General features: G+C 75.5%; 10 protein-coding genes and 1 pseudogene. 4 read left to right on the top strand and 7 right to left on the bottom strand.

The window, feature by feature from the left end; translation table 11 throughout:
• Positions 1-265, bottom strand: a pseudogene (locus tag Q6969_RS08260) (hypothetical protein); the annotation flags it as partial.
• A gap of 252 nt (positions 266-517) precedes the next feature.
• The gene (locus Q6969_RS08255; RefSeq protein WP_317229999.1) at positions 518-1,336 is read right to left on the bottom strand and encodes a hypothetical protein; all 819 of its coding nucleotides are present in this window, start codon (positions 1,334-1,336) and stop codon (positions 518-520) included.
• A gap of 150 nt (positions 1,337-1,486) precedes the next feature.
• On the opposite strand from Q6969_RS08255, the gene Q6969_RS08250 reads away from it, so the two are divergent.
• Positions 1,487-1,669: a PspC domain-containing protein gene (locus Q6969_RS08250; protein WP_094116614.1), complete on the top strand. Its 183-nt coding sequence runs from the start codon at positions 1,487-1,489 to the stop codon at positions 1,667-1,669.
• A 130-nt stretch (positions 1,670-1,799) separates the two neighbouring features.
• Positions 1,800-3,743: an amidase family protein gene (locus Q6969_RS08245; protein ID WP_317229998.1), complete on the top strand. Its 1,944-nt coding sequence runs from the start codon at positions 1,800-1,802 to the stop codon at positions 3,741-3,743.
• Positions 3,744-3,876: 133 nt separating this feature from the next.
• Here the strand turns inward: Q6969_RS08245 and Q6969_RS08240 are convergent, their stop codons facing one another.
• The 3 genes from Q6969_RS08240 to Q6969_RS08230 form a co-directional block, all read right to left on the bottom strand.
• A complete protein-coding gene (locus Q6969_RS08240) occupies positions 3,877-5,151 on the bottom strand; it encodes a phosphatase PAP2 family protein (RefSeq protein WP_317229997.1) in 1,275 nt (424 codons plus the stop codon).
• 101 nt (positions 5,152-5,252) lie between these two features.
• On the bottom strand, positions 5,253-6,635 hold the full coding sequence (locus Q6969_RS08235) for a serine hydrolase domain-containing protein (RefSeq protein ID WP_317229996.1): 1,383 nt from the start codon (positions 6,633-6,635) through the stop codon (positions 5,253-5,255).
• A 42-nt stretch (positions 6,636-6,677) separates the two neighbouring features.
• Complete coding sequence (locus Q6969_RS08230; protein ID WP_317229995.1) at positions 6,678-7,136, bottom strand: cytochrome c oxidase subunit 4; 459 nt, start codon at positions 7,134-7,136, stop codon at positions 6,678-6,680.
• 393 nt (positions 7,137-7,529) lie between these two features.
• Between Q6969_RS08230 and Q6969_RS08225 the strand changes: the two genes are divergently transcribed.
• Entirely contained in the window at positions 7,530-7,922 is a 393-nt protein-coding gene (locus tag Q6969_RS08225; protein WP_317229994.1) for a hypothetical protein, read from the top strand.
• Positions 7,923-7,999: 77 nt separating this feature from the next.
• On the opposite strand, the gene Q6969_RS08220 is transcribed toward Q6969_RS08225, so the two are convergent.
• The gene (locus tag Q6969_RS08220) at positions 8,000-8,608 is read right to left on the bottom strand and encodes a nitroreductase family protein (RefSeq protein ID WP_094116618.1); all 609 of its coding nucleotides are present in this window, start codon (positions 8,606-8,608) and stop codon (positions 8,000-8,002) included.
• A gap of 283 nt (positions 8,609-8,891) precedes the next feature.
• Here Q6969_RS08220 and Q6969_RS08215 point away from each other — a divergent pair, with 283 nt between their 5' ends.
• On the top strand, positions 8,892-9,581 hold the full coding sequence (locus tag Q6969_RS08215) for a hypothetical protein (protein ID WP_317229993.1): 690 nt from the start codon (positions 8,892-8,894) through the stop codon (positions 9,579-9,581).
• Positions 9,582-9,983: 402 nt separating this feature from the next.
• Here the strand turns inward: Q6969_RS08215 and Q6969_RS08210 are convergent.
• Positions 9,984-11,097, bottom strand: a 1,114-nt coding sequence (locus Q6969_RS08210; RefSeq protein WP_317229992.1) for a Gfo/Idh/MocA family oxidoreductase, incomplete at its 5' end; no start/stop codon positions are given.

Here is an 11,097-nt window from a genome sequence, read left to right as displayed (position 1 = left end):
GCTCGGCCAGGGGGATTCGGATGACGTCGGCCTCCTCGGCGTCGACGCCGGCCGGATCCGCCGTCGCGAGCAGGGCGCCGAGCACGGGCCCGCTCTCCCCCGCGACGACGACCCCCGCGGCGCGCGGCAGCACGACCGCCGCTCCCGTGGCCGACGAGGCGGACAGGAGCGCGGCGAGCACGCGGTCGAGGCACGCGGTGCGGTCGCGCGCGGCGTGCAGCGCGGCGACGACGTCGGCGGTCAGCGCCGATCGATGCAGGTCCATGGGCTCCTCCCGGTCTCCGGGGGCTCCGACGGCGTCGCGGCACGGAGCCGCCCGTGATCCGCGGCACCGCGGGCACACGCCGAGCCCCGGCTCGTCCCCTCGAGTATCGCACCATGGGTTTGGGCCCAAAGTCTCCGTCACGGACTCTCGGGAAGCCGTCGGATTCGACCGGGGGACGGCGCCGCGGAGCGCCCACGGCCAGCCCGCAGCCCAGCCCACGGCTCGGCCGGCGGCCCCGACCGGCGACCTGGATCAGGCGGCGACGGTCGTGCTGCGCCAGGCGAGCGAGTCCGGACCGACCTGCCAGACCACGGTGACCGCGTCGCGGCCGTCGTCCTCGTCGCTCCACCCGGTCGTGTCGAGCACGAGCTCCCGGCTCGCCGACCGGCCCACCACCTCGACGGGCACCTCCGCGCCGTCGACCCAGGCCCACGCCGCCTCCGGGAAGCCGACGAGCCCGCCGTCGCCCTCGGGGACGGCGAACGACAGGGTGATCGGCTGGGCGATGTCGACGGGCGGGGTCGGGCCGCTCGACTCCTCGGGCCCGGCGGCGGGGTTCCGCCACTCGTACGGCGTCGCCCCGGTCGCGGGGACCACGTGGTCGTCGAGCCGGAGGCCCTGCTCGGTGTCGCGCACGATCCACGCGTCGGCGATGTCGCGGTCGACGGCGGAGACCAGGGTGAACGCCCCCTCGGGGCCCTCCGCCACGGACGGCTCGACGGCGCGCAGCCGCTCCGCCTCCTCCGGCGACACGGTGCCCTGCCGCCCGAACGCCCCGGAGTACGACGCGAAGGACGCGGCGGACTCCTGCGCCTCCGGCGTGAGCATCTCCCACGCGGCGGCCGCGTCGCCCGCCGCGACGGCCGCGAGGTAGTCGGCGACGAGCGCGGTCTCCGCGGAGGACGCGTCGGCATCGGCGCCGGCCTGCTCCGTGGACGCCGTGGGCTCCGTCGTCGTGACCGCCGTCGGGGCCGGCAACGGGACGGCATCGCCCCCGTCCGGCGCCGTGCACGAGCTCAGCACCACGGTGGACGAGGCGATCAGGACGAGGGGCAGGCTTCGGATCCTCATCCATCGACGCTAATTCCGGCATGCGAGGAATCGCACGCATTCCCACGGAGCGCCCAGGTGGCATGCGGCGACGAGCCGATCCGCGCACGGACCGCCACGACGGGGGCGCGCGCCCGGCACCGTCGCAGCCGCCCCTGGCATGCTCGGTGCATGGCCACCCTCATGCGTCCCCGCAACGGCAAGATCATCGCCGGCGTCTGCGCCGCCCTCGCGAACCGCTTCGGCATCAGCGCGTTCCTCGTGCGGTTGATCTTCGTCCTCTCCATCGTGCTGCCCGGTCCGCAGGTGCTGCTGTACCTGATCCTCTGGATCGTGTTCCCCAAGCAGCGCTGACCCGGCGGATGGGGCTCCTGCCCGCCGCCGCGCGGCACCGGGACGCGGGATCGTCCCGCGCCCGAAACGCCCTCGCAACACCCGGTTCCCAGACTGGGGAGACACCTCTCCCCCACCTGGAGGACCCCGCATGGCCGCTGGCCGACGCCGTCCCGCGCACGTGCGCGACCGTTCCGGCGTCCGCCGCGCGCGCGACGGCGTCGGGCGCGCGGTCGCGGCGTCCTCCGTGGCCGTCGCCCTCCTGGTCGGCGGCGACGCCCTCGGCGCATCCGCGGCACGGGCCCTCGCGGACCGCCCCGCGGCGGACGCGGCCGTGACGACCCCCGCGGTCGTCGACCTCGGGGTGGCCGACGCCGTGGCGCTCCTCGACTCGGGAGCCACCACGTCCGTCGCGCTGACCCGCGCCTACCTCGCGCGCATCGACGCCTACGACGACCGGCGCGACGACCGCCCCGGGCTCCAAGCCGTCATCACGACGAACGACGCCGCGCTGGCGACCGCCGCCGAGCGCGACGCGGAGCGGGCGGCGGGCACGATCCGCGGACCGCTCCACGGCGTCCCGATCGTCGTCAAGGACAACCTCGCCACGTCCGACATGCCCACCACGGCCGGCAGCGCGGCCCTCCGGGACTACCGGACCCGGGACGACGCGACGGTCGTCGCACGGCTGCGGGCCGCCGGCGCGATCATCCTCGCGAAGACCAACATGTCCGAGTTCGCGTGGCACGGCACGTACACGCTGAGCTCCGCGCGCGGTCGGACCGCGAACCCGTACGACCTCTCCTGGAGCGCGAGCGGATCCAGCGGGGGCACGGGAGCGGCGGTGGCGGCGGCGTACGCGCCGGCCGGGATCGGCACCGACTCGTGCGGATCCGTGCTCGGGCCCGCCGCGCACCAGGGCCTCGTGGGCCTCCGGCCGACGATGGGCCTCACGAGCACCGCCGGCGTCGTGCCGCTCTCGCCGCGGCAGGACGTGGTCGGCCCGCTCACCACCACCGTCGCCGACGCCGCCCTCCTCCTCGAGGTGCTCGCGGGGCGGGACCCCGCGGATCCGCTCACGGTCGCCGCCGACGCCCAGGACACCGGCGCCTACGTGGCCGGGCTCCGCCCCGACGCGCTCGCGGGGAAGCGGATCGGCGTGGTGCGCTGGTCGTTCGAGGAGGACCCCGGGAAGCCCGGCCTCGCCGAGACGACCGCGCTCATCGAGCAGGCCGTGCGCGACCTCGAGGCGCAGGGCGCCGAGGTCGTGGAGGTGCCGCTGACGCGCGGGTTCGTGGAGGGGACGCTCCGCAGCGGCGGCTGGATGGACATGCGCCCGTCCATCGACCGCTTCCTCGCCGAGACCCCGGCGACCTGGCCGGCGCGCGTCGCCGCCCGCACGGAGCCGGCGGACGTGCTCTCGTTCGCCGACGCGATGGCCGACCGCCCGAGCGCGCTCACCGACGACGACATCGCCCACTTCCTCGGCCAGCCCGACGTGCCCAACGCCGAGTACGACGCGCGCGTCGCCGCGCAGGACGCGGGGAAGGCGGCGATGGACGCGTTCTTCGTCGAGCACGCCGTCGACGCCCTGGCGATGCCCGTGAGCGCCACGAGCGCGACCGCGGAGTGGGCGGGGACCACCTTCTGCGACGTGGGCGCGAACACCGGGATCCCCACGATCTCCGTGCCCGCCGGGTTCACGTCGCGGGGCGCGCCCGTCGGGCTCGAGCTCGCCGCTCCCCGGCACCGGGACGGCGAACTCCTGGCGATGGCGTACGCCTACGAGCAGGCGACGCGGCACCGGGTCGCGCCCGCGTCGACCCCGGAGCTGCCGGACGACGCGGCTGCCGATGCCCGTACGGAGGTCCCGGGCGAGGTGGACGCGGCGCCGCCGGCCGTGGGCGACGCGTCCCCTGCCGGATCCGTGCCGCAGGCCCTCGGCGCCGCCCGCGTCGCGGGGGTGGGCACCAACAGCGCCGCGCAGAACCTGCGCATCTCCTCCGGCCTGGCGCTCGTCGGCGGGGTGGTCGCCGCCTGCGCGATCGGCCTCCTCCGCGGGCGCCGCCGTGCGTCCGCCGTGCGCCCGGGCTGATCCTCGGGGAGCCGCCCGGGTCGACCCGTGGAGCGTCGCCCGCAGTCCTCGCGGACCGGGGCCCGTCACGGTGCGCGCGACAGGAGGGGCAGGCTGCCGTGGCCGCCCGCCCCTCCTCGTCATGCGGATCCGGTCAGCGCCTCCCGGGCGCGACCAGCGACACCGTGCCGTCGGCCGTGACGACGACCTGCGCGGCCATGGCCGCCGCGAGGTCGATGCGCTGCCAGCTGCCCTCGGTGCCCGCGTCGAGCGGCTCGCCCGAGCCGATGGCGGTGAGCGCGAGCACCTGGCGGCGCTGCTCCGGGGTGAGGTCCGGGTGGCTGGAGATGAGCAGCGACTCGGCGCCGGTGGGCACCGTCATCGGCTCGCCGCGGTTGCCGACGACCGGGAAGCCGTAGCTCATGCGCTGCTCGTAGACCGCCAGCGCCTGCGCGGTGGGCAGGTACGGCTTGTCGCGCGCGATGCAGACGTCGAGGGCGGCGCCGCACTTGGCCTCCAGCACCGTGCGGAGCTCGGTGGACGCCTGCTCGAACAGGGTGCGGAACTCGGGGTCCGACCAGCGGCGCTCCACGATCTTCTGCCCCATCATGCGGCCGGCCATCACGTCGAGCGGGTAGTGGGCGCCCATGATGATGCGGTTGTTGCTCGCGTCGGACGCGCGGGCGAGGATCTGCGGCGCGAGCTCCGGCAGCATCGTCGCGAGCGACGTGCCCTGCCAGAACGCCTGCGACGTGTGGCCGCTGGGGTACGAGCCGTCCTGGCCGTTCCAGGCGTTCCCGCCGACCTTGTCCCGGTACTTGAGCATCAGCGGGAACGCGACGTAGGGCCGCGGGTTGTCGAAGTGCTGCTTCGGCGGGTTCGACGAGGAGTACCTGCCGACCAGACCGCCGCTCTTGGCGAGGAGCGCCGCCGTCTTGGGGAGCTGGCCCGCCTCGCGCGCCGTGCGGTAGATCGCGCCGAGGTCGCGGCCGAGGCCGTCCGACATGGTGATCGACATGTCGGCGTACTGGTCGACGATGGCCCGGGCCGACTGCGCCTTGGTGGCGGCCTGGTTGATCGTGATGGTCTTCCTGTCGTTCATCTTCATGATGTCCGGACGGGTCGCCTTCAGCGCGGTGAACGCGTCGAGCATCGGCACGAAGTCGTAGACCGCGTTCGACGGGTAGGGCGCGTCGAGGACGGCCGGGTCGAAGGGCGCGATGGGCGCGGGGACGACCGGCGACGCGGACGCGGCCGGTGCGTCGGCGGCGGTCGCCGCGGTGGCGCCGATGCCGGTCAGCAGGAGGCCGAGGACGGTCGTGGTCGACAGCAGGGTCGCGGTGCGGGTGCGGGGACGCCGGAGCGGGGTGCGGATGATGGTGCCTCTCGTCGGTGCGGGCGGCCGGGCGGCCTCCGGAACCGTAGGCACCGCGCGTGACGCGGACGCCGCCGGGAGGTGGATCGGAGGTGTCCGGGCGGTGCGTGCGGCGGTGCGCGCGCCGGTGCGAGCGCCGGTGCGAGCGCCGGTGCTCAGCCGCGCGACCTCGGTCCCCAGGCCCGCGTCCACGGCTCCAGCGTCATGCCGCCGCCCGCGCGGATCCGGTCGACCGATCCGTCGGCGGCGCGGTCCGCCGTGACCTCCTCGCCGACGGATCCGAACCCGTCGCCCGCGACGACGCGCGCCGAGGACTCCCCCGTGCGCTCGAGCACGTCCACGGCGTCGAGCGGGTGCTCGGCCGCCGGGTCGATGCGGAGCAGCCGGTCGCCGACGACCTGGATGTCCTGCATCCCCCACATGTTCGCGAAGCGCCCGGTGAAGGGCGCGGCGACCGCGGCGCGCTCGGCGTCGGTCGCGGCGGAGTCGGCGAGCAGGAGCTCGAGCACGCCCGTGCTGAGGGCGGCGGCCGGCCCGTCGATGGCGTTCGTGAGGACGCTGACCGCCCAGCCGCTCGCCGGGTCCACCGCCGTGCGCGTGATGTGGCCGGGGTACCCGCCGGAGTGGCCGAGCACGGTGGTCTCGGGGGCGCCGGAGGAGACGCGGTCGAGGATGAGGCCGTAGCCGTAGCGGCGGGTGACGCCCGGATCCGCGCTGGTCGCGTAGCGCGGCCGCTGCTGGATCCGCTTCGACGCGGCCGACAGCAGCCGCTCGTCGTCGGGCAGCACGAGCGCGGAGAAGAAGGCGACGAGCTCCGCGGCGGTGCTGGTGACGCCGGTGGCCGCGGCCATCGCCCGGGTGTCCACGTGCGGGAGCACGGTGCGCTCGCGGGAGGTGCGCAGCGACGTCGACGCCGCCGCGTACTCGTCCGCGCGCTCGGGCAGGTACTCGGCCGCGGTGTCCCGGAGGCCGAGCGGGCCGACGATCCGCTCCGTGAGGTAGGCGGCGTAGGAGAGGCCCGACGCGGCCTCGACCACGAGGCCGAGCAGCGCGTAGCCGACGTTGGAGTAGGCGAAGGCGGTATCGGGCGCGGCCTTCGCGACGCCCGGCGAGGACGCGATCGCGACGAGGTGGCGCCGGTCGGGGAACGGGCCCGCGTGCTGCCAGTGGTCGCCGTCGGGTCCGTCGCGGAGCACGCCCGCGCCGTGCTCGAGGAGCGCGGCGAGCGTGACCTCGGCCAGCTCGGATCCCCCCTCCCGGAGCTCCGGCACGTGCCGGCCGAGCGGGTCGTCGAGCCGCAGGGCGCCCTGCTCGGCGAGCTGCAGGATCGCGGTGGCGGTGAAGGACTTCGAGTGCGACGCCACGCGGAACAGGTGCGCCGGGGTGAGGGGCGCCCCGGTGGTCGGATCGGCGACGCCGTACGCCTCGGACAGCACGAGCTCGCCGTGCCGGGCGACGGCGACCTGCGCGCCGGGCACGCGGGTCTGCCAGACGCGGTGGTCGAGCCAGGTGCGGACGTACTCGAGGATGTCGCTCACCTGCCGGAGCCTACGCGCGCGGGCACGGCGACCTGCGACCGCTCAGCGCGCGTGCCACCCGCGGTAGTACTCGTAGGTCCAGCCGACGAGCGCCATGACGAGCAGGATCCCGCCGAACAGCGCCACCCAGATGCCGACGGCGAGGCCGAGGAACACCAGGGCGCCGCCGCCCGCGAGGGTGATCGGCCACCAGCTGTGCGGGGAGAAGAAGCCGAGCTCGGGGTCGCCGTCGTCGATGTCGGCGCTCTCGATGTCCTGCGGCAGCTCGCCCGACTGGGCCGTGTGGACGCGCTGGAGGAAGAAGCCGATGAGCCCGGCGAACGCGGCCGCGAGGAACAGGGCCGTGGTGCCCACCCACTCGACGACGGAGGCGCCCTGACCGCTGTTCGGGTCGGTGGCCAGGCCCTGCGCCTCGTAGGCGATGTTCCAGATGACGTAGGCGACGCCGGCGACCACGAAGAACGCGGCCAGGACGAACATCAGTCGGACGTTGGCGCGCATGGTCCCCCTCGGAACGGTCGGTGTGGATCGAGCGCACACCCGCCGTCGGCGAGCGCCCAGGTGGTTGACCGGCGTCGCCCGGCTGCGCTAGCGGGGGCGCGACCGGGTCGACCGACCTCGGGCCGCCGCCTCGGGCCGCCGCCTCGATCGCGCCCCGCTCCGGCGTCCGGCATGTCCGGCGGGCGAAGCGCGCGGCCCGCCCGCTGAGGACCAGCTGGACCGGGAGGACACCCGGCGCCCGGGTCTCGTCCACTGGATGACGCGCACGCGTTCCGGAGGCCCCTGGCACCGGAGCGCCGGCGCCGCGACCGCATCCGCACGACCCGCAGGAGGAGCAGCCATGAGCGAGACGACCCGAGCATCCCGGACCGGGGCCCGACGATGAGCGCGCGCGTGAACGGCGCTCGACGCCGCCGGCCGCGGGCCGTCTGGGCCGCGACCGTCACGGGCGCCGTGGTGAGCGGGATCGTCGTGATCGGCGTGCTGCTCCCGGCGCTCGGCCTCGTCGGCGCCGCGGACGCCACCACCGTCGGCCAGCTGGACGTGCCCGCCGGCCTCATCGCCCTGGGCATCGTGATCTCGTTCGCCGTCGGGCTGGCCATGCTGGCGGTCGCCGCCCTCACGCGCAACGGGGTCGTCGCCTGGGTGGCGGCGGTCGCGGCCGTGGTCGCGACGCTCGTCGGATCCGTCTGGCCGCTCGTCGCGACCACCATCGCGAGCGTCGACCAGGCGCAGGACGCGATCCCGTTCGTGCAGGACCTCATCGGCCGGGTCCTCGGGGGCTGACGCGGCGCACCACCGACCCCGCGCACGACGGAGGCCGCCGACCCGAGGGTCGGCGGCCTCCGTCGTGCGCGGCGGGACTACGCGCGGGCGAGCACCAGCTCGGACAGCGGAAGGCGCGTGCGCGGAGCCGTCTCGCGCTCCGCCAGCGGGCCCTCGAGCGCGTCGGCCGGGGCGACGACGCCGACGGCCGTGACGGTGAGGGGCTCCTGGTTCTCCGGCAGGTCGAAGGCGGCGGAGAGCTCGCCGAACTCGACGCCCGCCATCTGGTGCGTGTGCAGGCCCTCGGCCTGCGCCTGCACCGAGAGGTGGGCGACGGCCTGGCCGAGGTCGTAGGCGGCGTACGGGCGCTTGTCGCCCTCGACCGTGGACGTCTCGGCGATCGCGACGACGAGCGCCGACGCGCTCGCGGCCCAGGCGGCGTTGAAGCCCACGAGCGTGCCGACGATGGTGTCGAACACATGCGTGCCGCGGCGGCCGACGATGAAGCGGCGAGGCTGGTGGTTGCTGGCGGACGGCGCCCAGCGGGCGGCCTCGAGGAGCGCGTCGAGCTGCGCGTCGGAGACGGTGGCGGACGCGTCGAAGGAGCGCGGGCTCCATCGGGCGTCGAGCTCGCGGACGATCGGCACGGCCGTGTCGGCGGTGCGCTCGGTGGTCGCAGGCGTGGTGGTGTCCTCGGTGAGGGTCATGGTCGTTCCTCCGGTCGATGGCGGTGGGTCGGCACGACGTCGGGCCTCGCGGATCACAATGCGGCACGGCGCCCGGCTATTCCTGCATGACGGCGCACCGGGACGACCGGCACCTGTGCGGTGCGGGCCCGCCGGCACGCGAGCGCGGATACCGTCTGCCTCCATCAGCACGCACGCACCGTGCGGCGTCCGCGGCCGGTCGGCCGGCTCCTCCCGGGCGAACGATGCCGGATCCCGGCGCTCCCTCCCTGCTCCTCTCCTCCCCTTCAGAACGGACTCCCCCATGCCTGCCCTCCTCCCGCCGCACCTCCCCGTCGCGTCCGCTCCGTCCCGCAGGGGAGGTCGGCTCCGCCGGGCGCCTGTCGCCGGGATCCTCACGACCGCGGCCGTGCTCGCCGCCCTCACCGCCACCCCCGCCCAGGCCGCCGAACGGCAGACGCCCCCCACCGTCGCCGCCTCGACGCAGCAGGGCACCCTCCTCCCGGACATCGTCACCGGACGCATCACCATCGACCAGCTGGTCGACGCGGACATCGAGGCCCACCTCATCGCCGACCCCACCGCGCCGGCACCCACCCGGGCCGAGGCGACCCGGCTGATCACCGCCGAGGTGCAGGCCCTCCGCGACGAGACGACGGCGGCGGGCTTCACCGCGTCCGACATCGCCGCGTCGACCGGCCCCGAGGGCTCCCTCAGCGCGATCGGCCGGTGGTTCAAGCGGCACTTCACCAACTGGACGACCCTCCAGGTGCCCCGGCTGTCGGGCGCCGTCATCGGCGGTGCCGGCGCGTTCGCGCAGACGGTGCTCTTCGGGGTCTGCACGCACTACGCGCAGATCGTCTGCGCGGCGCTCGCGGCCGCGTTCGCGGTGTCCGCCGCGTACATCTTCGCCACGGCCCTCAAGTGCATCAAGCTCGGCAGGCCGACGCTCTACGTGACGATCCCGAACGTGTCCAGCAGCTACTGCGGCTAGAGCCGTCGTCCGGGCCGCCCGAGCCCGGACGACGGGGCCCCGTGCGGTGCGGGCTCGCCGGGATCGGAGCGCGGCTGGCCTCGGGCTCGGCGGAGCCGCGACCAGCCCCGCCGGGACGGGGGCGGTCATCTGCCTGGCCATCGGCAGCGTCGCGTGCGCGGCCGTGTTCGCCGCCGGCGCCGCGATCCTCGCCGGTCTCGCCTCCACGGCCGGGCTGTGCGTCACGCAGCGTCACCGGTACCTGTACGTCAAGATCCCCGACTTCGGGAACAGCCACTGCGGCGACCATCCGCTGCCATGGCCATCCATGAGCGACCCGCCCCGCATCGGGGCGGGTCGCTCACCGCTGCCGGCGGCCAGCCGGTCAGCCGGTCGACCGGTCAGCGAGGGAGTCGGACCGACCTACCCCGCCAGCGGGTGCCGGACGTCCTCGAAGACCCCCGACTCGGCCGAGCGCCCCGCCGCCTCCATGAGCGCCAGGCTGCCGAGGTTGTCGCGGCCGCTGGTCTCCGGGGGCGTCCCACCGAGGATCGACAGGGCGAAGGCCCGGAGGCCCGCGGCGCGGCCGATCAGCGGCAGCGTCTCGAGGTCGAGCTCGCGCTCGGATCCGGCGGCGTCGCGGATCCCGACCCGGTCGGCCGATGCGCCGTCGCCGCCGCGGCTGGTGAAGGTCAGCTCGCCGTCGGCGCCCGCGATGCGCCACTCGCCCGCCCACGGCGTCGCCGGCCCGCGATGCAGCCAGCTGCCGCGGTAGTCCACGATCAGCCCGCCCTCCAGCTCGATGACCATGGAGGCCACCGCGGGATCGCGGTAGTGGCTGAACGACGGCCGGCTCGTGCGGGCGAACACGCGCACGGCCTCCCGTCCGGTGACCATGCGGATCAGGTCGAAGTGGTGGATCGCCATGTCGTTGATGATCGGCTGGGGGAACGTGTAGTGCGGGTAGCCCTCGGGCTGGTCGTTGTCCCACTGGCGGAAGTCGATCTCGATCGTGGCGACCTCGCCCACGGCGTCGGCGGCGAGGAGCTCGCGCACGCGCCGCGGCGCCGGGTACCAGCGGTAGTTCTGGCTGACCTGCACGAGGAGCCCGAGCTCCTCCCCGCGGCGCACGACCTCGGCCGCGTCGGCGGTGGAGTTCGCGAAGGGCTTCTCCACGATCACGTGCTTGCCCGCGGCGAGCGCCTCCAGCGCGAGCGGGGCGTGCGTGACGGCCGGCGCGGTGATGATGACGGCGTCCGCCTCGACGGCGGCGAGCGCGTCGGCCAGCGAGGCGAACGCGATCCCCGCCGGCAGGCCGAGCAGCGTCCGCACCCGCTCACGGGTCGGCTCGCTCGGGTCGACGATGGCGGCGACCTCGATCTCGTCCACGGGCGGGACGGCGTTGCGGGCCCAGTCCCCGCCCCAGCCGCCGAGGCCGACGTGGATCACGCGGACGCGGGGGCCGTCGTAGGCCTTCGTGGTCGGGGCCGCGGCGGTCGCGGCGGGCTCGGCGGCGGGTGCCGCCGGCATGGCGGGC

The sequence above is a fragment of the Clavibacter sp. MX14-G9D genome (assembly GCF_032917815.1).
Lineage (GTDB): Bacteria > Actinomycetota > Actinomycetes > Actinomycetales > Microbacteriaceae > Clavibacter > Clavibacter michiganensis_K.
This window is presented reverse-complemented; position numbering and strand designations above follow the sequence as displayed.

Excerpts from the sequence above, each read along its gene's own strand:
- Q6969_RS08255 (WP_317229999.1), bottom strand. The coding sequence starts at position 1,336 with ATGAGGATCCGAAGCCTGCCCCTCGTCCTGATCGCCTCGTCCACCGTG.
- Q6969_RS08215 (WP_317229993.1), top strand. The coding sequence starts at position 8,892 with ATGCCTGCCCTCCTCCCGCCGCACCTCCCCGTCGCGTCCGCTCCGTCC.
- Q6969_RS08230 (WP_317229995.1), bottom strand. The coding sequence starts at position 7,136 with ATGCGCGCCAACGTCCGACTGATGTTCGTCCTGGCCGCGTTCTTCGTG.
- Q6969_RS08245 (WP_317229998.1), top strand. The coding sequence starts at position 1,800 with ATGGCCGCTGGCCGACGCCGTCCCGCGCACGTGCGCGACCGTTCCGGC.
- Q6969_RS08250 (WP_094116614.1), top strand. The coding sequence starts at position 1,487 with ATGGCCACCCTCATGCGTCCCCGCAACGGCAAGATCATCGCCGGCGTC.
- Q6969_RS08220 (WP_094116618.1), bottom strand. The coding sequence starts at position 8,608 with ATGACCCTCACCGAGGACACCACCACGCCTGCGACCACCGAGCGCACC.